Below are 26,286 nucleotides of genomic sequence, written 5' to 3' on the forward strand. Positions count from 1 at the left end.
ATTAGCTTTTAAATAATTTTTTATTATTTTTGACGACTTCTACTGGACCATGATCATCACAATGATCTCCATGAGGATGATGTAATCTACCATCAACAATATAGTCTATATGGTCCCCATGAGGTACTGCCTCATGTCCACAATCTGGACCATGAACATGATCACAACATTCATCCTTGATTGGCTTACACCCATCTGGATTATTAGCTGTGACATCTAGCGTATGCTCATCATAGTGACCATTGTGCTCATGATGAAGATGCCCATCATGTATATAATCATAGTGATCACCATGTTTAATCTTAGTATGACCACAACCATCCTTATGTTCATGATCGTGATTTTCGTGTACTTTACATTTACTCATAAACTTCTCCTATGTAGGTTTACACTGTTATTTTAACATTTTTTGTCTTAGACCCTCAAATAAATATATAGTGGCTGCTTGGGCTACATTAAGAGATTCAATATCACTTAATGTTGGTATCATCGTCTTTTGGCCTACTGAAAAGTCTTGGATACCATTAGCCTCCTCACCAAATACTAAGATACTATCATTTAATCTAAATTCTCTAGAATAGCAAGAAACTCCCTCATGTGGTGTTGTTAGCCAAATTTTTCGTTCTTTCAGTGCTGGATAATTTCTTACAGCACTTAGATTTTCAAAATATCTAAAATTAAGACTAAACTGTGCTCCCATACCAGCTCTTATAGCTTTGGGGTTAAAAGGATCTACAGTACCATTTATAAGCATTATCTCTGTTAAGCCAACTGCAATGGCTGTCCTTAATATTGTGCCAATATTTCCAGGGTCTTGTATTCTATCTAGTACTAGAATGAAATCATCCTTAAATTCAATGTCAGATGGGGTATCTCTTTTCTTAGCTAAGATTAGCACTCCTTGGGAGTTTTGTGTCTGTGTTAGTTGATGGAAATCTTTCTCTGGAAGAGTATGTTTTATATCAGTAGGGTAGTCATCACTATCGGAGCTTTCTGTTGTTAATAATGCGACTATGTCTTTCTTGGGTAGTCTTGTTAAAGCTTCATTACAGCATCTTAACCCTTCTATAACATAGTATATAGACTTTTTTCTACCTTGAGGTGAATGAAGTTTTTTGATTTCTCTGAGTAGTTTTTGACTTAGATTTTTCATTGAGTAAATATCTAAAATATTTTGATTGATATTGTATGGGTTTTAATCATGAGATTAAATAGTTACGGTATGTATTTTTGATATAGATACATATAAATGTTATGGTAATATAAATTTTATTCAATATTGGGAATTATTATGCAACGAGAAAAAGGTGCCTATGCGCCAGTTTTTTATCCTGCAATTATTTTAGCTATCATTCTTTCTTTATCAGGGATTTTTTATCCAAATGAGTTTGCCAGTCATATTCAAAATCTACAAAATTTAATTTTGGAGAAATTCGGTTGGACATACATATTGGCAATGAGTATATTTTTGTGTTTGTGTTTGATATTAATGTTCAGTCGCTTTGGAGATATCAAACTCGGTCAAGATCATGATTTACCAGAGTATTCAAATGTTTCATGGTTTGCTATGTTATTTGCAGCAGGTATGGGAATTGGTTTGATGTTTTATGGAGTTGCAGAGCCTTTGAAGCATTTTTTAGCGCCACCTAATATATCCTCAGACCAATTAGAAGTCGTTAAAGAAGCTATGAATACGACATTCTTTCACTGGGGAGTAGAAGCCTGGTCTGTATATGCTATTGTTGGTTTATCGCTAGCTTATTTCGCTTATAGACATGATTTACCATTATTACCTCGTTCAGTACTTTATCCAATTTTAGGTAAACATATATATGGTCCTATAGGTCACGCAATAGATGTATTTGCTGTTTTAGGAACCTTATTTGGTGTTGCTACATCTCTTGGTTTTGGTGCAATGCAAGTAAGTGCAGGAATGAGTTTTTTGACAGGTTTACCTGATACCATAAATATGCAAGTTATATATATTGTATTTATTGTAGCATTAGCGACTATATCTGTTGCATTAGGACTTGATAAAGGTATTAAAGCATTAAGTAACTTTAATATTGTATTAGCAGTAGTACTGTTGGTTTTTGTATTATTGCTAGGTAATACAGCAGGGTTGGTACGTGATTATATCCAAAATATTGGCTACTATTTGAGTACTATAGTGAATCAGACCTTCAATCTCTACGCATATAATCGAGAGAATCAAGAATGGTTACAAAACTGGACTCTATTTTATTGGGGATGGTGGATAGCTTGGTCTCCATTTGTTGGGATGTTTATTGCTAAAGTATCCAAAGGAAGAACAGTTCGTCAGTTTACTATTGGTGTACTATTTATACCCGTTGGTTTTACATTTTTGTGGATGACTGTTTTTGGAAATTCTGCTATTGAAATAGCTATGAATGGTAACGGTGAAGCTTTGATAGATGCTGCGAATAATAATATACCCGTAGCATTATTTGAATTTTTACAACATTTTCCATTTTCTACAGTATTATCAATATTAGCAGTATTTTTGATTGTAACATTCTTTGTCACATCTGCAGATAGTGGAGCCTTAGTTATAGATATCTTAGCCACAGGTAATGCCAAACAATCAATAACATTACAGCGTATTGCTTGGTCAGTACTTAGCGGCTTGCTTGCAATATCTTTAATATTAGCAGGTGGATTACAGGCTCTTCAGTCTGCAACTATAATTAGTGCGTTTCCGCTATTATTTATCTTACTCTTAATGTGTATTTCTTTAATTAAATCTTTAAGGTTGGATTATTTGAGGCTTAAAAGTATTGAGACACATTCAACTGTTGTTCAATTTGCAAAAGCAAACACATCTTGGCAAAAAAGATTAGAAGCAATTGCTCATAAGCCATCGAAAGATCAGGCCATAGAGTTTTTACAAAAAGATGTCACAACAGCTATAATCGAAGTTGCAGATGAAATGGAAAAAAATGGTATTAATACAGAAGTGATTAGAGACCATGATCATATACAATTAACAATTTCAATAGAGGGTAATGAAGACTTTATATATAGTGTTATGTTAAGAGCATATCAGTCGAAGCTGGATAATTATAATAGAGTCGAGGTGCTTTTGAGTCATGGTGGACAGTACTATGATATTATGGGATATTCAAAAGATCAGGTTATTGCAGATATAGTGAATCAATATGATAAACATTTGCATTACTTACATTTAGCTGTTGCTGATAAAGATATTCTTAATTAAGCATTGCGTAGTTGAGATTAAGTATCCACGCAAAACCTACCCATAAAAGATATGGTATAAGCAAGTACCCAGCAATTTTGCTTATATCTAGAAATACCTTTAGGTTCCATGCTATAAGCACCCATAAGATAGACATCTCAATAAGAGCTAAATCAATGTTTTGCCAGCAAAAAAATATGAAGCTCCACAAAAAGTTTAAGCCTAACTGAATTGCGTAAATAATAAAATTTTTTTCTCTTAGAGCCTTTTGTTTGAATACTATCCATCCAGATACTGCAATCATAATATATAAAACTGTCCAAACTGGGGCAAATAACCAGTTAGGTGGTGCAAAAAAAGGATGTTCAAGTTTTACAAACCATGTTGGAATGTTTGTTGATGTTAGGGCGCCGACACACATGCCTATTCCTAAAATAACTATTATAAAGAAAGTTAAAGAGATATAGTCTTTACCTTTTATATTACAAGTCAATTTGCTTTCTCCTTAATCGTGCTGAAAAATAGCTTTTAATATCATATAAATATTGTAGATTAGAATATACATTTTTTTGAGTTTATATGATAATTATTAACAATATTTAATAGCTAGAGGTCTTATAATGTTAAAAACTAAAAGTTTAACACCAGAACAATATGAAATTATAATTAATAAAGCTACGGAGCATCCTTTCACAGGAAGATACAATGATTTAGATCAAGCAGGTACGTACATCTGTCGTAATTGTGGTACACCATTATTCAAGGCTGATAGTAAATTTATTTCAACATGTGGGTGGCCTAGTTATGATATACATATTGATAACAATGTAAAAGAGTTACCAGATGCTGATGGCAGAAGGACAGAAATTCTGTGTAATAAATGTGATGGCCACCTGGGACATATATTTCATGGAGAAGGATATACTAAACTAAATACGCGTTACTGTGTCAACTCAGCATCTGTAGATTTTGTTGCAACAGAAAATTTAGGTGAAACTGAAGAAATTATCGTAGCAGCAGGCTGTTTTTGGGGTGTGGAATATTACATGAAAAAACTCAAAGGAATTGTATTTGCTGAATCAGGGTATTGTGGTGGAGACCAGCCAAACCCAGATTATAAAAAAGTTTGTGCAGGAAATACTGGATATTTAGAAGTTGTCAGAATAATTTTTGAGAAAGAAAAAATATCACTAGAAGAAGTTCTAAAATATTTTTTTGAAATACATGATTTTGAGCAAGTTGATGGTCAAGGTCCAGATATTGGGGAGCAATATAAATCAGCAATATTTTATTATAATGAAGAGCAGAAAAAGATAGCTGAAAGCATAAAGTCTGAGCTTATTGATAAAGGATATAAGGTTGTTACAGATGTTAGAGAAGCTAAGCCATATTATGTGGCTGAAGAATATCATCTAGACTATTATATGAAGCAAGGTTCTCTTCCATACTGTCATGCACGCAAAAAAATATTTTAAATAAAAGATTTTTCTTCTGGAAAAAGTCTGCTCTTAATGCTCATAAAGATAATAATTGAAATTACAATAAATGCGAGTTGTTGAGCTGGGATACCAACCATTAGTTTTGATATTGATATAAAGCTTAAGAAAAACCCTGCTAAGGCAGCAACCATAAATTTTACTAGTCTAATTATTGCATTGCCGGCAGCATAACCTTCTTTAAGAATATCAAGAGCTTTTGATGTAGTAATAATATTTACTAAAGCAAAGCATCCTGTTGCTAAAGCATTTAATATAATAAATATATAGATATTATTAAATAAGTATGAGTTTAATATGTTAAGCGATATTACTGCTATGGCTAAATAATATCCAGTTACAATAAGATCTTTTTGATTATGTACTGTCTGTTTTCTCTTGATAAAGCTGCCTGCAAATATTATGCCAAACATATTTAATGCAAATAATATGCAATATTGAGTGTAGCCAAGGTGATAATATTCAATTATCAAATTTGATGATGTGCTAATAAAGCTAAATAATGCGCCAAAACATAAAGCTCCTGTCAGAGCTCCGACAACAAATGGTAAGTTAGCCATGTGAATGATATATACTTTAAAACTTCTAGCTAAACTCTTAGAGCGCTTATGTGTAGGGAGTGTTTCTGGCATAATCAATGTTATAACTAATAAAACAACACCATAGATAGTTAGGAAGTGGAAGATATCTTGCCATCTTCCAGTTGTATAAATGATAATACTACCTATTATAGGAGCAACTATTGGAGCAATCATAAATATCATCACCATTGTTGCTACAGTCTTGACTAGTTTTTGACCTCTATAACAGTCTTTTAATATTGCCATAGCTGCAACAGATGCTGGAGAATCTCCAAGACCTTGTAAAAATCTCATGAATATCAAAGTATCAAAACTATGTGTAAATGAGCATAAGATAGTACTTGCAATGTAGATAATCATACCGATAATAAGTATCTTCTTACGACCAAAGCTATCTGATAACGCGCCCCAGAAAAACATACCTACACCAAAACCTATAAAGTATGTAGAGATGGTAATAGCAAGTTTATTTACATCAACATTAAAGAAGTTACCTATATTACCAAAAGCTGGGATATAAGCATCTATGGCAAAGGGCGGTAGAGCCACAAAGATTACGACAAAGAAAACAAGATACTTACTACCTTTTCTAATTTTTAACATAAGAATTATTTTTACTAATTTTGATGATATATCTTATCAGATAAATTAGGCAATATTTAGTAATTAAGTGCCATGAATAATAATAAAGAAATGATTAGAGTAAGTATAGATAGATACTAATTAAGCTTCAACGTTATCATCTGAACTGCTAGGTTGATTAGCTGCAACAGAACTGCCTGAATCTGTAACAGGAGCTTCAGTTAGGCTTGGTTGAGTAGTATTTGTATCACTACTAGTTGTAGTCGTGCTAGGAGCCGATGTATTATCTGTGACCGTTCCATTAGTAGTTGTTGATTTTGCTTTGTCAATTGCTGACTGAATATCGCTAGCACCTGTGTAGCCACCTATCACAGTTGTATTATCAGCATTAGCATTAGTTGCTGGAGCGATTACTAAGAATGGAGTTCCTTGAATACCAAGATCCTCAAAACCTAATTTCAAAGTATCTTTTAGATGATCTGCAATCTTATCATCTTTGATTGCTTTTTTGACTTTAGCAAGATCAGCACCTGACTGAGTAGCTACTTTGTCTACAGTAGAGTTTTTGAGTTTACCTTCATCCTCACCTGTAGCGAAGATACCGTTATGGTATTTCACATAAGCATCAGCACCATACAGTTTATATATAGCAGTACCTACTTCGGCAGCGTATTCAGAAGCTGGAGCTCTTTCACCAAATATTGGGAATTCTGCAAAAACGATTTGTACATTGCTATTATCTTGCATTATTTTTTCTATTTGTGGAGCAAGTTTCGAACAATACATACACTGATAGTCAAAGAATTCATATACAACCACTTTCGGATTTTTAACATCAGATTTCGGTGTAAGATCAGATCCATAAATACTATCTCTAACCTTTAAGAAGCTAGAAACTCTTTCTTCACTCATTTTTTGCTGTACTTTGTTACGTAGAGTTTCCATATTTTTTGCTATTTCTTCAGGAGAGATAGCAGGTTTTTTCGCATTTAGAGCATCAGAGAAGCCCTCAACAATTTTGTCATCGTTAAGGTTGTATGATTTTACATTTTTATCAGCTTCTACAGTAGCACCCATACCATATCCGATAGTATAACTAGCATTTTTAGTAATAGTGTCTGTATTCTGTGTTGCAACGTCAGCAGTCGGAGTAGCAACTGAAGATCCAGAGTTTGTAACAGCATCAGTAGTAGACTTATCTTTACTTGAGCTATCAGAACATGCAACTAAGCTTGTTGCTATTGCAGCTACAGCTAAAGCTTTTAATAGTTTCTTTTTAGTCATTATAATTAACTCCCTTAATTATTTCTTCTGAGCAGCAACGGCTTGTTGTTGGAATTGCAACATTGCATTTTGCATTTGATCTGGAGTAAGCTTAGATTTACTTCCAGAAATACCATCTTTTAGACCACTAACAACTTCTTGGTTGTCAGTAGTAATATTGTTTTGGTCCATTTGAGTTTTCAATGCTTGGCCCATAGTGTAGCCAACTGAGTAGCTAAGATCATCCTGATTATCTGCAGCTGCAAAAGCGCCACCAATAAGTGAACCAGCAACTAATGGTGCTATAAGTAGAGTTTTAGTTAATTTCATTATTTAGTTTCTCCTGTAGTTTTGGAAATGTCTATCCTAAGTTATTCTAACAAACCGGTTGTAAATCACAATCTTTTATCTATTTTACTTAGCTTAATTTGTTTATTTAATGCCCACTCAATATGTTCTAAAATGATTTTATTGTCTATAAATTCATTTTTCTTATTTTCTAATGATAGTATATTTTCTTGCTTATATGGTGAATTTCCAATACCAACTGCTATATTCCTTATCCAAGCATCATAACCAATTCTTCTAATTGCCGAACCTTGTGTATATTTATCAAAATCTTTTTTAGACCATGAGAATAGTTCAAGAAGTGGCTTGTTTATTAAAAAATCTCGCTGTTGGAAGTCTTTTTCTGTAGTTACTGGAGCATTATTGTTAAAAGGGCAGACTAATTGGCAGTCATCGCAACCGTATATTCTTGTGCCAATTTTATCTCGAAGTTCTAATGGTATAGGCCCTTTGTTTTCTATTGTTAGATATGAGATACATTTTCGTGAATCAATCATTTTACCATGCTGAATTGCTCCAGTTGGACATAACTTGATACATGCTTGGCATTTGCCACAAGAATCTTGATGCTTTGGTAAGTTGGGTAAGTCTGACAGATCAAGATTACTATAAATAACACCGATGAAAAAAAATGAACCTTGTAACTTATTCATGAGCATAGAACTCTTGCCTTGCCAGCCCAAACCTGCTTTTTCGGCTAGTGGGCGTTCTAAGACTGGGGCACTATCTGTAAAAACTCTAAATTGATGGCCACCTGTAAGATCGTCTATATATTCTCCGAGTTTTTGAAGTTTTTTTTTCATTACTTTATGATAATCTCTACCATGAGCGTATATCGAGATTTCTGCAATGTTAGTTTGCGATCTTAGTCTTTTGACTTCATTTTTAATAGTTACGGGTCTATTGAGGTAGTTTAATGTAGCAACAATTACACTATTAGTTCCAGGGACTAGTTCATCTGGTACAAATCTTTTTGAACCATGTTTGGTCATATATTCAAGATCGGCCTGATAGTTGTTTTCTATCCATTTATCATAATGAGGAATATATTCAGATAAGTCGCAATCAGATTTAGAAACGGATGATAAACCAAGATTTGCAGTAGCAAATTTTTGTACTTGTTGCCACTGCTCTAGAGAAAGCTTTAGCTTCATTATTAGTCTTCTTTACGTTGAATATCCCAAAGCTTTTCTAGTGCATATAATTCTCTAGTTTCTTCAAGCATTACATGTACAACAATATCGCCAATATCGACCAAAACCCAGTCAGATTTATTGTCGCCTTCAACACCCAGTATTGATACTTTATTGTTTTTAAGTTCTTGTTCTAGATTTCTTGCAAGTGATTTGGCGTGAGTCGTTGATGATGCTGTAGCGATCACTATTTTATCCATCATGTCAGTAAGGTGCTCTACATCAATTGCTTGAATGTTTTGGCCTTTTAAATCATCTAGAGCATCTAGAATAATCTGTAGTCTTTGATCAGTAGTCATGAATTTGATTTAATCATTGTTTATAAATTTAGCCTAAGATTATACCATAAGTTAGTTTAAATAATGATATCATTATATAAACAAATAGTTTCAGAGGATCAAAGATGAAGAAAAAGAATTTATTTCTATTCATACTTTTAGTAATTTTGACTGTAATAGTTTTGGTTTTATTCTATAGATTTGCTCAATGGTATGAACAAAAGTTAGGAACAATATTTTCATATATTGTAATGATAGGAATTACTCTGTTTGTATTTACACCTTTTAAGTTTATTAAAGATAACAAAGCAAAAGTAAATATAATCAATTACTTTAAATATTTAGGAGTAAGTATTCTAAAAGTAGCTCAAATAGTTGTCACTATTATTAAAGAAGCTAGTTTAACCATAATGTATCTTGTTACACGATTATTTGCTAAAGACTCATCAGAAAGTAAGTAAGACTAAACTTATAAATGAAATACACAGCTGAACAACAAAAAATCATTACCCATGATTTGAATAAGCATGCCTTAGTCTCTGCAGTCGCAGGCAGTGGAAAGACTCAAACCTTAATAGCCAGGATTGAGTATCTGATTAGTAATAATGTTCCACCTAATAGGATATTGGTTCTAATGTATAACAAATCAGCTCAACTTGATTTTGCAGAGAGACTTAGAAAAGTCATTAAAGCTGATATTGCAAGATTAATTAATGTCAGAACAATGCATTCTTTGGGAAATAGTTTTTTACAAGCTTTCGCAAAAGCAGGGTATGTCAAAGTAAATAAAATCCTCAAAGAATATGAGGTTGATACAATAATTCTAAAGTTACTTAAACTGCACCAAAAAGAATTTAAAATAACTAAAGAAGTTGATAGTGAGAGAGTAGAGGTATTTAAAGAGTATATTTCATTATTGAAATCAGATTTATCTCTCAGCAATAAGAAAATCAATGATCTTAATGCTAAAGAGAAGAAACTTTTAGATAAGGTGTTCTCAGAATTTCTTAAAGAGTGTGAGATTCAGCAAGCCATAACTTATGATGATATGATATATCTTCCAGCTAAGCTGTTTGAAAAAGATAAAAATAGTGTTACTCAGGCTAGTAGTTTATACTCTCACATAATTATAGATGAGTATCAGGATATTAATCAGGCTCAACAGTTTTTTTTAAAGTGTTTGGTTGGGCAGAATACCTATATTATGGCTGTAGGAGATGTTGATCAGACTATATATCAGTGGCGAGGCTCTACTCCGTATTATATGTTAGAGGGTTTCAAAAAAGATTTTAAGGATGTAAAGCAGTATAGTCTTTCATATACGTTTAGATATGGGGACTTAGTATCTTTGATGGCAAATAATATTATAACTAATAATAAAAAACGTCATGATAATTTATGTATAACATATCCAAAACTAGATAAAACAACTGATATTAGTATTCTTGATAGTAGTGATAAAGTTGTCCTTAAACTTAAAGCATTGATTGATAGTGGTGTTAAAGCTAGCGATATAGCAATTCTTGTGCGTAAATATAACTCAACAACAGTGTTTGAATTAAGTTGTCTTTATCATGATCTAGCTTACAATGTCATTGCGGATAAAAATATTTTTAGTGAAAACCTATTTAAAGCGATATATGGTTATTTGATGTTATTTAACAAAGCTAAAGGGTTTGCAAAGCATAGTGTTGAGCAAAGAGTCGATTTTATTAAATCTATGCTTGACTATCCATCACTATATCTCAAAAAAGATGCTAAACAAAATTTAGCAAATAAAATAGCACAAGATATTTCAGCTAGCATGAATATAATTTCAGAACTCACCAAAACAGTTGATAAACCATTTAAAGAGAAAAATATATTAGCAGTATCAGCTAGTTGGAGAGCTATTTTTAATAATACTCGGATTAAAAAGTCTGAGAGAGCTATAAATTTTATATTAGAAACTCTAGATCTTGAAAAACAAATTTCTAAAGTCTCTGGTGAAACACATTCAAGTAAATCTAAACTACAGATTATAGACGGAATGAGTAGTTTTGCTAAGGGTAAGAAGAGTTCGCTATCAGAGTTTATAGAGCTTTTATATCAGCTATATATAAAATCAGATCAACAAGGTGAAAATGATCCAAATCAAATTCAGATCATGTCAATGCATAGAGCAAAAGGTCTGGAATGGGATTATGTTGTTGTTCATGATGCTACAGAAGGAGGTTTTTTTGGAGAAAAGAACTCTAAAATTAGTGATGAGACAATTGAAGAAGAACGAAGATTGTTCTATGTGGCAATTACACGAGTTAAAAAACACCTCTTTATAGTATCCTCTGATGATATTAGTCGTTTGTCATCGTGGTATGAAATCAAAAAAAACACATACCCAAAGGATTTGAAATGTAAAAATAGCTTGAGATTTCTATATGAAGGTAATCTGAAAGACTGTCAATTACATTTAGAAAATATAAATGATAATGAAAGAAAGTTTTCTAACAAGATCTTCAGACGATACTATGAAAAGCTATCAAAAGAGAATTAATTAGATTTATCTTGTAAAGATTCGTTTGGGGTGTCAACTTTTGGTGCTAAATCATCTTTAGATTCAAAAGGTTGGTCTGAGAAATACATAGCTGGATGAGCTATGATTTTGTTGTCATCTATCTTGTTACACCACTGGCCATTCTTATCAATGCTAGCCGAAAAGCCATCAAGAATTTGAATATATTTCTTCCAACACTGTGCTTTAAACATGGCTTTTTTACCTGTGGTAACATTAGTTTTGTGCCAGGTTTTACCGTTATCAGATGACTCTAAATATGTTATCAAGCAGTAATCATGTGGTTTTGGCATTTGAGCTTCTTTTTCTGCTTCAGCAGCTTTTTCCTCTAGCTCAGACTGATAGTGAAAATAATAAGTAATACCTGAAACAGCTATTATTAGACCTACTATTATTGTGAAGATAAATAACTTCTTTTTCATTTTAAAACTTACATGGAAATAACAACTTATTTACGATTATATACTTAATTATATCCAAATGCGATTGGTAGAGTTTATTTTGTTTACTAAAATAGTTTATAATACTAGCTGTTTTGAATTTAATTTAAATATCTGTAGGCGCTATCTACTGGAAGGTAAACTATGATTTCTACTAAAGAGTTACGTACTAAATTTATCAACTATTTTGAGTCTAAGAATCACTCACACCAGCCAAGCTCATCTTTAATACCATTTGGGGATGATACGTTGTTATTTACAAATGCAGGTATGGTGCAATTTAAAGATGTATTTTTGGGGTTAGAAAAGAGAGATTTTTCTCGAGCTGTAACAGTTCAGAAATGTCTCAGAGCTGGTGGTAAACATAATGATTTAGATAATGTTGGCTATACAGCTAGACATCATACTTTTTTTGAGATGCTTGGTAATTTTAGTTTTGGTGATTATTTTAAAAAAGATGCTATTAGTTTTGCTTGGGAGTTTCTAACTAAAGAAATTAAACTACCTGCGGAAAAACTATGGGTGACTATATATGTTACAGATGATGAAGCATTTGATGTGTGGCATAATCATATTGGTTTACCAAAAGAAAGAATCATACGAATAGACTCAAATGATAATTTTTGGTCTATGGGAGATACAGGTCCGTGTGGTCCTTGTACTGAAATCTTTTATGATCATGGTGAAGATGTTGCAGGAGGCTTACCTGGTACACCTGAAGAAGATGGAGATAGATATATTGAAATCTGGAATATAGTGTTTATGCAGTATAATCGCCATGCTGATGGTACAACTACTGATTTACCTAAACCATCTGTTGATACTGGTATGGGGTTAGAGAGAATCGCAGCAGTACTACAAGATGTTCATAGTAATTATGATATAGATTTATTTCAGGCGCTAATTATGAAAGCTCAAGAAGTTACTAATGCGTGTGATACAAGTTCACCATCCTTAAAGGTGGTTGCAGATCATATACGTTCATGTGCTTTTTTAATTGCAGATGGTGTTTTACCATCAAATGAAGGTAGAGGATATGTTTTAAGAAGAATTATTCGTAGAGCAATTCGTCATGGTAATAAGCTTGGCGCTAAGGATATATTCTTCTACAAGTTAGTGGCAGAGCTTATTAATCAAATGGGTGAGGCATATCCTCAGCTAATAGATAAGAGAGAGGTTATTGAAAAGACTCTTATCAAAGAAGAAGAATTATTTTTAAAAACAATTGAAAATGGTATTAAAATTTTTGATGCAGAAGTATCTGGATTAAAAGGGGATATTATTTCTGGTGAAATAGCATTTAAGCTCTATGATACTTATGGTTTCCCTTTTGACTTGACTGCAGATATGGCAAGGGAAAAAGGTTTGAAAGTTGATGAAGAAGCATTTAAAAAGCAAATGCAACAACAAAAACAAAGGTCAAAAGAGGCTGGTAAATTTAATATTGATTATAATAATACTATTAATTCACAAGTAAAATCAGAGTTTAAAGGTTATTCAACGTTATTTGAAGATGCTAAAGTGCTAGAGATATTCCAAGATGGACAACAGGTAAATACTATTAGTAATGGATCTTCGGCAGTTATTGTCCTTGATAAAACACCTTTTTACGCTGAAGCAGGCGGACAGGTTGGTGATAAAGGCATATTAGAGGGTGTAGGTGTTGAATTTATAGTTGATGATGTCCAAAAGTCTGGTGAAGCAGTTCTACACATCGGTAAATTGGCTAAAGGAGTTTTAAACACTAGTGATGAAGTTTCTGCAAGAGTTAATGATTTGAGACGGCTTGCAACTGCTGCTAATCATAGTGCGACACATCTGCTGCATAAGGCTTTAAAAGTTGTTCTAGGTGATCATGCGGAACAAAAAGGCTCACTTGTTGACGATAGTAAGTTAAGGTTTGATTTTACTCATGATAAGGCCATATCTCGTGCTGAAATTGAACAAATTGAAATTTTAGTTAATCAGCAAATTAGAGCGAACTATCCTGTGGCTACTATTGAGACATCACAAGAAAAAGCTAAATCACTAGGAGCAGAGGCTCTGTTTGGTGAGAAATATGGAGATATAGTAAGAGTAATTTCAATGGGAGATTTTTCTATTGAGCTTTGTGGAGGAACTCATGTTGCATATACTGGAGATATTGGATTATTCAAAATAGTGTCAGAAAGTGGTATTGCATCTGGTATTAGAAGAATAGAGGCTATTACCGCAGATAAGGCTATAAAACATACATTTACTTATGAAAATAAGTTGACAACTGTGAAAGAAGCTATCAAATCAAATGATGCTAACTTATTAGAAAAGCTACAATCATTGTTAGAGCAGTTAAAAAAACAAGAAAAAGAAATCACAAAGCTTAAAAAAGACCTACTATCTGGAACAAGTAATGATATTAAAGAGTCTATAATTGGTGACATTAAAGTTGTAGTAGCTAATTTGAAAGAAGTGGATATTAAGACTTTGAGAGAAAAGATTGATGATTATAAATCTAAAAATGATAAGATAGTTTCAGTGTTGAGTACTATAAATGCTGATAAAGTGCAATTTGTGATCGGAGTGAGTAAATCTATTACATCATTAATCAAGGCTGGAGATATAGCTAAGGAGTTTAGTGGGTATATAGATGGTAAAGGCGGTGGTCGTCCAGATATGGCTCAAGGTGGAGGGAACAACTCTGCTAACATTGATGAGGCTCTAAGTAACTTAGAACAATATATCATAAATAATATAAGACAGTAGAGTTTGATTTTGAAAAGGCTGTATAGACACTTATTAATATCTTTTGGAATATTTGGCTTTTGTGTTAGTTCTGTAGCTAATACTATTGCTGATTATACAGATACAGTAAAACAATCTATACAAAATTCACCACAATACAAGTTTATTGGCTTTCAGTTAAACTCCAGGCAGATGGATCCAGCGATTCAACTAGGTAGATTATTACCTAGGATAGATATTGGAGGATCTATTAAAGCAACAAACATTATAGATCAGGAAACTATGGCAGATGGGGATATTGCTGGAGGGCGTTTTGATTCTATCCAAGGAAATATTTCACTAACTCAGCCATTATATGATTACGGAGCTTATAAGGATCTTCAGTCAGCACAAGAAACAGCACAGTTTGCTCAACAGGATTATAGAACTAATTATCAGCAGTTCTTATATGACACAAGTTATGCTTATTTTAATTTAGCCAAGACAATAAAAAATGTTGAGTATACTTCGTATAACTTAAAATCAAATAAACAAAGCTTAAATGAATTAGAAAGTAAATTTAAAGCGGGTACAGCCGATATCGCTGATTATGAAACAGTAAAAGCAAACTACTATATTGCTGAAGCTAGCTATGCAGCAGCTAAAAGAGAAGAAAAAGTTGCTCGAGCAGAGTTGCGTAAGTTCACTAATAATGATGATGATGTTGTTTTATATAGTAATGACTTTAAGATTAAGGATCCGTCACCTAATACTGAAGAAGGTTGGGAAGAGCTTACAATGCGAAGTAGCCCATCATATTTAGGTTCTGTACATACAAAAGAGAGTAATTACTATAACTATCAATCTGCGACAAGCTCATTTATGCCTAAAGTTAATTTTGAAGTTAAATACTCTCCAGGTTTTAATGATGTTAGTTCGCTGGGTAACCCCGTATTTGATAATTTCCTATCATCAAAAGGTACAGTAAATGCTTTTTATTTTGGGATTAATCTTACTTGGAGTATTTTTTCTGGTGGTACAGATTATGCTCTACTTAAAAAGGCTGCATATAATTATCAGTCCTCTGAATTTGATATGATCCAAACAGGAAGGGTTGCTCAGAATGACGCGATGTATGCTTTTAGGTTTGTTCAGCTTAAAAAGAAAGAAATTGAATCTCTGCGTAAATCTGTTGCAGCTGCAAAAATAGCTTATGAAAAGTATAAAGAAAGATATAATCAAGGTACGACAACTATTACTCAGTACTTTATACTTTTAAATAATTATTATCAATTTCTTATCCAGTTAAATAATACTGAGTTTGATTATATTATGGGCTTTTTGAGCTTGTATAAAACTGCAGGTATTTTAACTTCTAATACCGTTCAGGATTTTAATAACTGGTTAATACTAAATCAAGATGTGGAGTTATAATTATGTATATTTCAACTAAACTACAGTGTTTTTTATATCAGCAAGAAAGTGACTCTAAGCCTGTTTACCTAATTAAAAAATCAAATTTCTCAGATTGGCTTTGCAAGCAAGATAGTTTAACTCAAAATTTTGTAAAACTGTTTGAAAGCAAAAAAACAGTTCTAGCTATTCCTGATAATAACGGCAATATCGAGAAAATAGTATGTATAGTTACAAAAGATATGTACAGTTTAGCTGCACTAACTAGTGAATTACCTAGAGGTAATTATCATATAGAGTATTCTGAGGTTGGGGATTTATCCCTCTACTATATTGGCTTTGCATTAGCTAGCTATAAGTTTGAAAAATATAAATCTAAATCACAGCCGATTAATGTTAAATTATTCTTACCAGAGAATTATATTCACCTTTTAACAACAGTTGAGGCAAATTATATAGTTAGAGATATGATTACGACTCCTGCTGAAGATATGGGTCCTGAAGATATTTCTAATATTATCAAAAATGTTGCTAAAGAGTTTGGGGCTACAATTGAAGAAGTTGTTGGTGAAGAGCTTAAAGAACAAGGGTATATGGGAATTTATACTGTTGGTAAGGCTAGTCATAGACCTCCAAGATTAGTTAAATTAAATTGGGGTAATGATAATCATCCTAAAATTTCTATAGTTGGTAAAGGTGTGGCTTTTGATACAGGTGGCCTTGATGTAAAAGCAGCTCAGTTTATGTTGCTGATGCATAAAGATATGGGTGGTGCTGCAAATGCTATAGGTCTTGCTTATATGATTATGAAACATAATCTTCCAGTAAGATTGACTTTATCAATACCGACAGTTGAAAACGCTGTAGATGCGAAGTCATATCGCCCTAGTGATATCATTAAGATGAAAAATGGAACAACAGTTCAAGTTACTAATACTGATGCTGAAGGAAGATTGATTTTAGCTGAACCACTACATGAAGAGGCTACTAAAAATCCTGAATATCTAATAGACTTTTCAACTCTAACAGGAGCTGCAAGAGTCGCAGTGGGTGATAAAATTTCAGCATTTTTCTGTAATAATGATGATGTTGCAAGAGATGTTTACAATTATGGAGAAATCGAGCAAGATCAGACTTGGAGACTCCCGTTAGCTGATTGTTATAGAAAAAATCTTGATACTGAGTTTGCAGATATATCACACTGTGAGCTGTCAACTTTTGCAGGAGCTGTAAAGGCAGCACTGTTTATGGAGCACTTTGTAGGTGTTGAGAATGCTCCTACTTGGATTCATTTTGACATAATGGCTTGGAATGTTGCTAACTCTCCAGGTAAGCCAAAAGGTGGAGAAATGATGGGTGTTAGAACAATGTTTAAAATGTTGGAAGAGAAATACAGCAAATAAATTTTAAATAATTAATATTTACTTTATTTACTAATATTTTCGAAGTTGTATACTTTATTAATGAATTATAAAAATCTTATTATATAACTATGCAAAAATCGTTATTAGAACAGCTTAAAGAAGTAACTATGGTAGTCGCTGATACAGGTGACTTTGAGTTAATTGAAAAATTCAAACCAGTTGATGCTACTACAAATCCTAGTTTGATTTTAAAAGCTGTTAAAGATCCAAAATATTCTAAGTTAGTTACAGATACTATAGATAAATTTAAGCAAAATAATCCTGAGCTCAAAAAAGATGATCTTATTAAAGAAGTTGCTATTGAGATATTAGTATCTTTTGGAATAAAAATATTGGATGTGATTGATGGGAAGGTGTCTAGTGAAGTAGATGCAAGAGTATCCTTTAACTCTGCAGAAACAATTGATTATGCTAGAAAAATAATTAAAAAATATGAGTCTTACGGAGTTTCAAAAGATCGAATTTTGATAAAAATAGCAGCTACTTGGGAAGGTATAAAGGCTGCTAAATTATTACAAAAAGAAGGTGTTAATTGTAATTTAACACTTATTTTTGACCAGATTCAAGCTCAGGCATGCGCTGAGGCTGGAGTTTACTTAGTATCACCATTTGTTGGAAGAATCACAGATTGGCAAATGCAACAGAGCAAACTTGATGATTTTCCTGCTGTAGTTGATGATGATGGTATAAATTCTGTTAGAGCTATATACAAATTGTATAAAGATTGTGGTTTTAAAACCATTGTGATGGGAGCAAGTTTTAGAAGTGCCAAGCAGGTGGTAGCATTAGCAGGTTGTGATGCTTTGACTATATCACCAGCATTGCTTGAAGAGCTTGAAAATAGTTTTGAAAGCTTGGAAGTTAAATTAAAACGTTCTAATGACGTTAGTACCCAAGTGCCACAAGTTGCAGAATCTGATTTTCGTTGGCAAATGAATGAGAATTCTATGGCAACTACAAAATTAGCTGAAGGAATTAGGCAATTTGCAAAAGACACCGTTGAATTGGAAAACATAATAACAAAACATTTATAAATAAGAGGTTAATATGAAAAAAACTTTATTAGTATCGGCATTGAGTTCTATTTTTATGGCTCCGTTTGTTTCTTTTGCTAATGATGATCAAGAATACTTAAATCCTAGAAGTGACACACAATTGCATTCTCAGCGTCAGATGATCAACCAGAGAAATAGTCAAGCTTCACAAATGCCTAAGAAACATCAATTAGGTATCACAGAAGAAGATATGAGAGTTCCCGGCGAATCAAGTAGTAAATCTCGTAATATGAGTACTAAAAAGGGCTGGGGAAGTGCTAATGAACAAGAAAAAAAGTCAAAGAGTAATGAAGACTCGGATGATGAAAACCCTAACTTATCTGATTTAGCTAATCCTGCGCCTAAAAATATTCATAGTAATTTATCAATAAGTGATGAAGATAGAGCATTAAATAGGCAGATGATGTTATCTGGCCCTAAAGGTGGTTTTCAAAATAATCAGCCAAGAGGTATTGGTGGCTCGAGTGCTAACCTATAGTCAAAACATAATTGCTTACATTATCCAAATATACTAAAATCTATTAGTTTAAATAATTTAATTCGCTTAGGTCTTTAAATGAACTTTCAGTATAATAATTTTAAAATTTTAGAAATAAATGGATTAGATACCATAAAGTTTCTTCAAGGTTTAGCAACATCAGATTTAAGTCAACTATCTAATGATAATAACTTATTGATGACTGCTTTTGCCAACTTAAAAGGACGAATAATTTCCTTATGTTTTGTGAAGTATATTTCTAGCGAAAAGCTATTGCTTTCAGTTGAACAGAGCATCGTTGATAATTTACTTACTTGGTTAAAAAAGTATGGAATGTTTTCAAAAATTAGTTTTGCAGTTAATGAAGATTATGCATTGTTTTTTACTAAAGAAGGATTTTTAAATCATTATATTTTAGTTAAGAATGCTCTAAATTCTGATACTACATACGAGCAAATACAAAAAACTAATATTTTGAATAAACTTGCTGTCATCAATCAAAATAATATTGAGAAGTTTCTTCCAGCAGAGTTAGATCTTGATAACGTAGAAAAAGTTATTAGTTATACTAAAGGTTGCTATATGGGACAAGAAGTAATAGCTAGGATGCATTATAAAGCTAAGTTAAAAAAAGAGCTTGCAGTTGTAAAAGCAGACAAAGATATTGAAGCTTCGGATCTGAAGACTTGTGGTAGTAAACCTCTAGCAAATGTTGTAAATAAAGTCTATGTAGACGGTGTATGCTATATGCTGGTGGTGTTTCATAAAGAAGCAACAGAGGTTGAGTATCAGCTAGAAAATGAAATAATTATAACTAAATGCTAAATAATCTTAATCAGCAGCAACAGCAAGCTGTAAAATATACTAGTACCCCCTTACTAGTACTGGCTGGAGCTGGTAGTGGTAAAACTAGTGTGATTATTGAAAAAATTTCTTATTTAATAGAACAACTTTTGTATCCCGCTAAGAGTGTTTTAGCTGTTACATTTACGAATAAAGCAGCTAGAGAGATGCAAGAGCGCGTTAAATCTCGGCTTGATAAAGAAAAATCAAAGGGGTTGATGATTTCAACGTTCCATTCACTTGGTTTAACAATTTTAAAAAAACATTTTTTAGATTTGGGGTATAAGAAAAACTTTACACTTTTTGATAGTCACGACTCACTTGCGTTAATATACGATATTGCATACGAGGAATATCAGTTACCTAAACAAAATGCTGGATTTATTCAATCAAAAATATCATTTTGGAAATCAGCGTTACTAACACCTAATGAAATACAACCTAAGGACGATCTTGAAGAGCAAGCAGCTTTTATATATAAAGAATATCAGAAATATCTAAAATCTTATAACTCTTTTGACTTTGATGATCTTATATTTCAACCGATACAGTTATTTAAAAATTACTCAAATATTCAGAAATTATGGTCAGACAAGTTTAGATATATTCTCATTGATGAGTATCAAGATACCAATGAGTCGCAATATCAGCTTTTAAAGTATTTGACTCAGGGTAAAAATAAATTCACAGTTGTAGGAGACGATGATCAGTCTATATATGCATGGAGAGGTTCTCGACCTGAAAATTTACGCCATTTGCAAGAAGATTTCAAAGACCTAAAAGTTATTAAGCTAGAACAAAATTATCGCTCTACAGGCAGAATACTTAATGTTGCAAATAAGCTTATTGAAAATAACAGCCATATTTTTGACAAAAAACTTTGGTCAAATAAAGATTATGGTGAGCAAATTAAGGTTATTAGTCTTACAAATGATGAGGATGAGGCACAATTTATAACTAGTGATATTTTTTTTGATAGGGTAAAAACAAAATCTAAAAACTCTGATTACGCCATACTAATTAGAAGTAATTACCAAGCATACTTACTTGAAAGATATATGCAAATGCACAAAATCCCTTATACAATTAGCGGCGGAAGTTCATTTTTTTCCAAATCAGAAATCAAAGATATCATTTCGTATTTAAGGTTAATAGTTAATCCGGATGATGATAGAGCATTTTTACGTGTTGTAAATACTCCCAAACGTGAGGTTGGAAGTGCTACTATTCATAAATTAGGACAGTATGCAAGTTATCATCACTGTAGCTTTTTCCATACTTTATATAATTTAGAAGAGTTTGAAATACGTGATTTTACCAAAAAAAACTTATCATCTTTTAAAGATTTGATACTGAATACACAGCAAGAAATAAATTCAAGTATATCTGCTCAAGAGTTAAAAAATATAATTAATAATTTTATTGATAATATTTCATACCGACAGTGGCTTATAGATTCTAGTTCTTCAGAGAAACAAGCAGAGTTTAGATATGCGAATGTTATTGAGGTTGTTAAATGGATTGTTAACCAGCTTGAAGGTGAATCATATAATGCTCTTGAGTCACTTGCTTTAGTTTTAAATAAAATGCTTTTGATCGATATCTTAGATAGAGATAATGAGGATAAAAATGATAATCAGGTTCAAATCATAACTATGCACGCCTCCAAAGGTTTGGAGTTTAAAAAAGTTTATATAATGGGAATGGAAGAAGGAATTTTGCCGCATCAGCAAAGTATTGAGGAAGATTCCATAGAGGATGAGCGCCGATTAGCTTATGTTGCGATCACTAGAGCTAGAGAAAATTTGACTATAACAATGACAAAGCATCGTAAAAAATTTGGTGAAAAACAGATTTCTATTCCAAGTAGATTTATTGATGAATTGCCAGAGTCGGATCTATATTGGGTAGGCACAGAAAAAGAGTGTGCAGAAACGCGTCAGCAAAATTCTAAGCAGAATATATCAGCACTTAAAGATATGTTTAGCTAGATTAATATTTTTTCTTAGAAATTATAATTATTCCTCGTGACTTGTTAGTCGAAGAGTCTTTGGACTGGATTGCTTGATATAAGTCAATAGTTCTTATCCAAGTTGAAGGGTATTTATATCTGGCGACGTCCATAAGCAACCACATATCTTCTCTAGGGTTGTATGCTGCTAGTGGTGAAAAATGTCCTCCTCCTTGAACTCCCATATCACTACGTTTATAATTTATAATTATATAATCTCCTTTTTTCATTGATGATAGCATTGTATTAAGGAACTGTTCTTGATTTTTAAATTCGCTCGCGTGAATTACTTTTGCATAAGCCTTAGGGCCTATCGTTTTTTGTTTGTTGATTAGCTCAGCAGTTTGCTCAATAGATAACCCTTTTGCATATACCCATTGAGGAGTTATACCAGATTTAATTAAAGCTTTATTATAGAAAATATTATTTTGATCAAATATTGAATATTGCATGTGAGCTGGTGATAGACTTGGCTCAATTTTTAGAGCATTTAATACCATGACAGCGGAGGCTGGACCACAGAATGTAGTGCCTTTCTCAGTGGTAAAATATTCTGCAAGCTGCCAATATTGTTGTGAGTATTTTTCTGGTGCTGATTTTAATAAATACTGTCCTTGTAAGCTAGAGAAAGCGATTGTATTTTTAGGTAGGACTAGTTGTTTTGCAAAACAACAGTTGATTAAAACTACTAAAAAGATAACTATATTAAAAGCTTTTTTCATATTATTTTAGAAATTTTAATTTGAAGTGTGTAATTAGACTATAAAAGAAAAAGCTTATAGATAAAAGGTTTTATATACTAATATAATAATCTTAAATAAGAGGTGTTGTCCTTAATACAATATCAAAAATTTATTAATTGTTTTTATCTGTGATAATATAGAATTGTTTTAAGTAAATGGTATATATTTTGATTTCAATAGGAAAATATTCTAGATTAAAGATTCTTGAGAAAACTTCGAATTGGCTGGTTCTAGATGCTTTGGAGCTTGGTACAGCAAACATTGCTAGTTCGGAATTCTGTGATACAGTAAACGTTGGCGAAAGTGTAGAAGTTTTTTTGTATCATAACTCAAAGGCTGAGCTTATCGCGACTACAAAAAGAGTTCCAACCGTAGGTCAAGTATCTTATTTGAGAGTCAAAAATATTACAGATATAGGAGCTTTTTTAGACTGGGGACTTGATAAGGATCTTTTTGTACCATTAGCCGAGCAACATAGACCATTTGAAATTGGAAAGTCGTATATTGTCTATTTATATCTTGATAAGATTAATAGACGTATAACAGCTTCTTCAAAAATCAATAAGTTCATAAAAGATTACGCAGGTAATGATATAACTCAAAATCAAGAAGTGGATCTTATAATCGCGAATTCTACAGACATAGGTTATAAAGCAATAATTAATAACAGTTATTGGGGAATCATTTATTCTTCAGAGGTGTTTAAGAGATTAAGTTTTGGCGAATCTGTTAAGGGATATATAAAAAATATTCGAGATGATGGGCGTATAGATCTGTCGTTACAGCTAGTGCACAAAGATTTAGATAGAAATGCTGACTTGGTAGAAAAGTATCTTGTAGAGCATAATGGTTCTGCTCCTTTTAATGATAAATCTAACCCTAATGATATAGCGCGCGAGTTTGGAATTAGTAAGGCTGCTTTTAAGCGAGCTATAGGAACTTTGTTAAAAAGAAAAAAAATAGTAATTAGAGAAGGCAGTATTCATTTAAATGGATAATATTCTGTAAATATTATATTGTTATTAAGAGTTTATATTAGTATAATAATGTCTTGCTCTTTGCTATGCAAAATAATTTTGTATAGCTTATCAGTAAAAAACTAACAATGATAAACCGGAAGGAGTTTACAAAATGAAACATTATGAAATCGTGTTAATGATTCATCCAGATCAATCTGAGCAGCTTGATGCTATGCTTGGTAAATATCGTGGAATCATTGAAGAAAAAGGTGGAAAAATCCATAGATTCGAAGATTGGGGACGTCGTCAATTAGCTTATCCTATCGAGAAACTTCATAAAGCACATTATGTGTTATTCAATGTTGAGTGTGATGTTGAGTCTCTAGAGAAGCTTCAAGAAAACTTAAAGTATAACGATGCAGTTTTACGTCGTTTAGTAATTTCTAAGAAAGAAGCTGTTACAGAGCCATCAATCATGATGGAAACTAATGAAAAAGAAGTAATTTAATAGAGGGATTTTAAGATGAGTCGTCGTAAAGTTTGCCGTTTCACTGTTGATGGTGTAAAAGAAATTGATTATAAAGATGTGAATAAGTTAAAAGCTTATATTACTGAAACAGGTAAGATCGTACCTAGTCGTGTAACTGGTACATCAGCTAAGTATCAAAGACAGCTTGCTACAGCTATTAAAAGAGCTAGATTCTTGGCGTTATTACCATACTGTGATCGTCACTTTAACTAATACTGGAGGTTGATTACAATGCAAGTTATTTTAAAAGAAAAAGTTGAAAACCTTGGTGTATTAGGTGATATAGTTAATGTTAAGCCTGGTTATGCTAGAAATTTCCTTATCCCTTTTGGTAAGGCTGTTCAAGCTACTAAAGCTAACATCGAAACTTTTGAAGCTCAAAAGGCTGAGTTAGAAAAAGCAGAAAAAGCAAGATTTGATGCTGCAGTTGTAACTGCAGATGCTATCAAAGATAAAGTTTACACTGTTGCAGCTCAAGCTGGAGAAGGTGGTAAACTATTTGGATCTGTTGGTACTGCTGAAGTTGCTGAAGCAGTATCTCAAGCTTCTGGTAAAGAAATTGAAAAGAGCCAAGTTCGTATGCCGGAAGGAGTTATTAGAACTACTGGAGAGTTCGAACTTACTGTTCATGTATATACAGATGTAGATGCAGATATCAAAGTAAATGTTGTAGCTGCAGAAGCTTAGTTTTATAATATATAAACTAACACAATATCTTAATTAATATAAAAACCATGTGTTAGGCATGGTTTTTTTGTATATGAAATAAGGATTTTGATGTCAATGGATTATCAATTTAAAGTTGCTGAAACTGCTTATTCAGTTGATGCGGAAAAAGCAATACTAGGCAATATTCTTCTCAACAATGATAATATAGAGCTAGTTGAAGATTTTCTTCTAATTGATGATTTTTTTGATAAGAGACATAAAATTATCTATAAGCAGATAGCTGTTTTAAATCAGTCAAATACTCCATTTGATGTTCTAATTTTGAGTGAATATTTAGCAACTGAAGGTTTACTAAATGATGCTGGAGGCGAATCATATATTATTGATTTGGCAACTAATACGCCAACAGTTTCAAATATAAAAACATATGCAAATATTGTAAAAGATAAAGCTAAGCTGAGAAGTCTACAAACAAGTGTTAATGATATAGTTCAAAAAATATATTCATCAGACTCTAAGAATCCTGACGATGTTATTGATTATGCCGAAAGCCGGATTCTTGATGTGGCTAAGGAAAGAGAGACTTTAGTTAAGGGCCCTGAATCAATTAAATCAGTTATTCCTAAATTAGTTGATAGGATGAGTGCAATAGTCGATGCAGGTAGTGGATTGACAGGGGTTTCTACAGGCTTTATTGATCTTGATAAAATGACCTCTGGCTTACAACGAGCTAATATGGGTATTATTGCAGCTCGTCCATCAATGGGTAAAACCGTACTAGGAATAAACATAGCTCAAAATGTTGCTAAAATTGCAGATAAACCAGTTTTAGTTTTTAGTTTAGAGATGCCGTCAGAGGATATTGTCACAAGGATGCTAGCATCACAGGCTCGTGTAGAAATGAATTTGCTTAAAGAGTGTAATCGGCTTAATGATGCTCACTGGGTTAAGATTACAAGTGCAATGAAATCATTGAGTGATATGCCTTTATATATAGATGATACATCAAGCTTAACCCCAGCTGAGATGCGCTCAAGAGCTCGAAGACTATATAATGAGCACGGTGGTCTATCAATGATATTAATAGACTATCTACAGCTTATGAAAATACCTGGTTATGAAAATAATAGAACCCTAGAGGTATCAGAGATATCTAGATCATTAAAAGCACTTGCAAAAGAGTTAGATATTCCCGTTATAGCATTGTCACAGTTAAGTAGAGATCTTGAAAAACGTCAAGATAAGCGTCCGATAATGTCTGACTTGAGAGAATCTGGAGCAATAGAACAAGATGCTGACTTGATAATGTTTATTTATCGCGATGAGGTTTATAATAAAGAAAAAGAAGATAATAAAAATCTTGGTGAAATTATAATTGGTAAACAACGTAATGGTCCTATTGGTACAGTTCATGTTCGTTTTGATGGGCAGTTTGCAAGCTTTGCTAATTTGACTTATGAGAATGACAATATTTTACCTGGTGATATAGGTTATAATGAATAATTTTATAAGA

General features: G+C 32.5%; 26 protein-coding genes. 16 read left to right on the plus strand and 10 right to left on the minus strand.

Features of this window, described 5'->3' with window-relative positions; all coding sequences use genetic code 11:
- Nucleotide 1 precedes the first annotated feature (1 nt).
- Together FQ699_RS04490 and FQ699_RS04495 are read right to left on the minus strand one after the other, a co-directional pair.
- Nucleotides 2-367 carry a hypothetical protein gene (locus FQ699_RS04490; protein WP_146421301.1) on the minus strand — a complete coding sequence of 122 codons (366 nt, stop codon included), beginning with the start codon at nt 365-367 and terminating at the stop codon, nt 2-4.
- A gap of 27 nt (nt 368-394) precedes the next feature.
- A complete protein-coding gene (locus FQ699_RS04495) occupies nt 395-1,153 on the minus strand; it encodes a TrmH family RNA methyltransferase (RefSeq protein WP_146421302.1) in 759 nt (252 codons plus the stop codon).
- 138 nt (nt 1,154-1,291) lie between these two features.
- On the opposite strand from FQ699_RS04495, the gene FQ699_RS04500 reads away from it, so the two are divergent.
- Nucleotides 1,292-3,238: a BCCT family transporter gene (locus FQ699_RS04500; protein ID WP_146421303.1), complete on the plus strand. Its 1,947-nt coding sequence runs from the start codon at nt 1,292-1,294 to the stop codon at nt 3,236-3,238.
- Here the strand turns inward: FQ699_RS04500 and FQ699_RS04505 are convergent.
- Complete coding sequence (locus tag FQ699_RS04505) at nt 3,231-3,710, minus strand: TspO/MBR family protein (RefSeq protein WP_146421304.1); 480 nt, start codon at nt 3,708-3,710, stop codon at nt 3,231-3,233. The two genes, FQ699_RS04500 and FQ699_RS04505, sit on opposite strands and share 8 nt — an antisense overlap.
- Before the next feature lie 127 nt (nt 3,711-3,837).
- Here FQ699_RS04505 and FQ699_RS04510 point away from each other — a divergent pair, with 127 nt between their 5' ends.
- The gene (locus FQ699_RS04510) at nt 3,838-4,692 is read left to right on the plus strand and encodes a bifunctional methionine sulfoxide reductase B/A protein (protein ID WP_146421305.1); all 855 of its coding nucleotides are present in this window, start codon (nt 3,838-3,840) and stop codon (nt 4,690-4,692) included.
- Here the strand turns inward: FQ699_RS04510 and FQ699_RS04515 are convergent.
- The 5 genes from FQ699_RS04515 to rsfS form a co-directional block, all read right to left on the minus strand.
- Complete coding sequence (locus FQ699_RS04515; protein ID WP_013923217.1) at nt 4,689-5,897, minus strand: multidrug effflux MFS transporter; 1,209 nt, start codon at nt 5,895-5,897, stop codon at nt 4,689-4,691. The genes FQ699_RS04510 and FQ699_RS04515 overlap by 4 nt on opposite strands.
- Before the next feature lie 120 nt (nt 5,898-6,017).
- Entirely contained in the window at nt 6,018-7,160 is a 1,143-nt protein-coding gene (locus tag FQ699_RS04520; protein WP_146421306.1) for a DsbA family protein, read from the minus strand.
- A gap of 18 nt (nt 7,161-7,178) precedes the next feature.
- Nucleotides 7,179-7,469 (minus strand): FKBP-type peptidyl-prolyl cis-trans isomerase N-terminal domain-containing protein, encoded by a 291-nt coding sequence (locus FQ699_RS04525; protein WP_146421307.1) that lies wholly within the window; start codon nt 7,467-7,469, stop codon nt 7,179-7,181.
- Nucleotides 7,470-7,534: 65 nt separating this feature from the next.
- The gene (gene queG, locus FQ699_RS04530) at nt 7,535-8,641 is read right to left on the minus strand and encodes a tRNA epoxyqueuosine(34) reductase QueG (protein ID WP_146421308.1); all 1,107 of its coding nucleotides are present in this window, start codon (nt 8,639-8,641) and stop codon (nt 7,535-7,537) included.
- A gap of 2 nt (nt 8,642-8,643) precedes the next feature.
- A complete protein-coding gene (rsfS, locus tag FQ699_RS04535; RefSeq protein WP_146421309.1) occupies nt 8,644-8,979 on the minus strand; it encodes a ribosome silencing factor in 336 nt (111 codons plus the stop codon).
- Nucleotides 8,980-9,083: 104 nt separating this feature from the next.
- On the opposite strand from rsfS, the gene FQ699_RS04540 reads away from it, so the two are divergent.
- Together FQ699_RS04540 and FQ699_RS04545 are read left to right on the plus strand one after the other, a co-directional pair.
- Nucleotides 9,084-9,419, plus strand: a complete 336-nt coding sequence (locus FQ699_RS04540; protein ID WP_013923212.1) for a hypothetical protein — start codon at nt 9,084-9,086, stop codon at nt 9,417-9,419.
- A 14-nt stretch (nt 9,420-9,433) separates the two neighbouring features.
- Nucleotides 9,434-11,491 carry an ATP-dependent helicase gene (locus FQ699_RS04545; protein WP_146421310.1) on the plus strand — a complete coding sequence of 686 codons (2,058 nt, stop codon included), beginning with the start codon at nt 9,434-9,436 and terminating at the stop codon, nt 11,489-11,491.
- Here FQ699_RS04545 and FQ699_RS04550 read toward each other — a convergent pair.
- Nucleotides 11,488-11,931: a hypothetical protein gene (locus tag FQ699_RS04550; protein ID WP_013923210.1), complete on the minus strand. Its 444-nt coding sequence runs from the start codon at nt 11,929-11,931 to the stop codon at nt 11,488-11,490. The two genes, FQ699_RS04545 and FQ699_RS04550, sit on opposite strands and share 4 nt — an antisense overlap.
- Before the next feature lie 162 nt (nt 11,932-12,093).
- On the opposite strand from FQ699_RS04550, the gene alaS reads away from it, so the two are divergent.
- The 7 genes from alaS to FQ699_RS04585 all read left to right on the plus strand — a co-directional run bounded on the left by alaS (nt 12,094) and on the right by FQ699_RS04585 (nt 21,853).
- Nucleotides 12,094-14,691, plus strand: coding sequence for an alanine--tRNA ligase (gene alaS, locus FQ699_RS04555; RefSeq protein WP_146421311.1), 2,598 nt, complete (start codon nt 12,094-12,096; stop codon nt 14,689-14,691).
- A 9-nt stretch (nt 14,692-14,700) separates the two neighbouring features.
- Complete coding sequence (locus FQ699_RS04560) at nt 14,701-16,083, plus strand: TolC family protein (RefSeq protein WP_146421312.1); 1,383 nt, start codon at nt 14,701-14,703, stop codon at nt 16,081-16,083.
- Nucleotides 16,084-16,085: 2 nt separating this feature from the next.
- Nucleotides 16,086-17,465 carry a M17 family metallopeptidase gene (locus FQ699_RS04565; RefSeq protein WP_146421313.1) on the plus strand — a complete coding sequence of 460 codons (1,380 nt, stop codon included), beginning with the start codon at nt 16,086-16,088 and terminating at the stop codon, nt 17,463-17,465.
- 89 nt (nt 17,466-17,554) lie between these two features.
- Nucleotides 17,555-18,520: a transaldolase gene (gene tal / locus FQ699_RS04570; RefSeq protein ID WP_146421314.1), complete on the plus strand. Its 966-nt coding sequence runs from the start codon at nt 17,555-17,557 to the stop codon at nt 18,518-18,520.
- Between the two features lie 13 nt (nt 18,521-18,533).
- Nucleotides 18,534-19,019 (plus strand): hypothetical protein, encoded by a 486-nt coding sequence (locus FQ699_RS04575; RefSeq protein WP_146421315.1) that lies wholly within the window; start codon nt 18,534-18,536, stop codon nt 19,017-19,019.
- A 78-nt stretch (nt 19,020-19,097) separates the two neighbouring features.
- Nucleotides 19,098-19,844 carry a CAF17-like 4Fe-4S cluster assembly/insertion protein YgfZ gene (gene ygfZ, locus FQ699_RS04580; protein WP_146421316.1) on the plus strand — a complete coding sequence of 249 codons (747 nt, stop codon included), beginning with the start codon at nt 19,098-19,100 and terminating at the stop codon, nt 19,842-19,844.
- Nucleotides 19,838-21,853, plus strand: a complete 2,016-nt coding sequence (locus FQ699_RS04585; protein WP_146421317.1) for a UvrD-helicase domain-containing protein — start codon at nt 19,838-19,840, stop codon at nt 21,851-21,853. Before ygfZ ends, FQ699_RS04585 begins: the two co-directional genes overlap by 7 nt.
- Before the next feature lies 1 nt (nt 21,854).
- On the opposite strand, the gene FQ699_RS04590 is transcribed toward FQ699_RS04585, so the two are convergent.
- Nucleotides 21,855-22,595, minus strand: a complete 741-nt coding sequence (locus tag FQ699_RS04590; protein ID WP_146421318.1) for a phytochelatin synthase family protein — start codon at nt 22,593-22,595, stop codon at nt 21,855-21,857.
- Between the two features lie 188 nt (nt 22,596-22,783).
- On the opposite strand from FQ699_RS04590, the gene FQ699_RS04595 reads away from it, so the two are divergent.
- The 5 genes from FQ699_RS04595 to dnaB all read left to right on the plus strand — a co-directional run bounded on the left by FQ699_RS04595 (nt 22,784) and on the right by dnaB (nt 26,276).
- Complete coding sequence (locus tag FQ699_RS04595; protein ID WP_146421319.1) at nt 22,784-23,614, plus strand: CvfB family protein; 831 nt, start codon at nt 22,784-22,786, stop codon at nt 23,612-23,614.
- A gap of 133 nt (nt 23,615-23,747) precedes the next feature.
- Complete coding sequence (rpsF, locus tag FQ699_RS04600; protein WP_013923199.1) at nt 23,748-24,083, plus strand: 30S ribosomal protein S6; 336 nt, start codon at nt 23,748-23,750, stop codon at nt 24,081-24,083.
- 15 nt (nt 24,084-24,098) lie between these two features.
- Nucleotides 24,099-24,317 (plus strand): 30S ribosomal protein S18, encoded by a 219-nt coding sequence (gene rpsR, locus FQ699_RS04605; RefSeq protein WP_004287690.1) that lies wholly within the window; start codon nt 24,099-24,101, stop codon nt 24,315-24,317.
- A gap of 18 nt (nt 24,318-24,335) precedes the next feature.
- A complete protein-coding gene (gene rplI, locus FQ699_RS04610; protein ID WP_013923198.1) occupies nt 24,336-24,791 on the plus strand; it encodes a 50S ribosomal protein L9 in 456 nt (151 codons plus the stop codon).
- 90 nt (nt 24,792-24,881) lie between these two features.
- A complete protein-coding gene (gene dnaB / locus FQ699_RS04615; protein ID WP_179951663.1) occupies nt 24,882-26,276 on the plus strand; it encodes a replicative DNA helicase in 1,395 nt (464 codons plus the stop codon).
- Nucleotides 26,277-26,286: the final 10 nt, after the last annotated feature.

The sequence above is a fragment of the Francisella salimarina genome, assembly GCF_007923265.1.
Classification (GTDB): Bacteria; Pseudomonadota; Gammaproteobacteria; order Francisellales; family Francisellaceae; genus Francisella; species Francisella salimarina.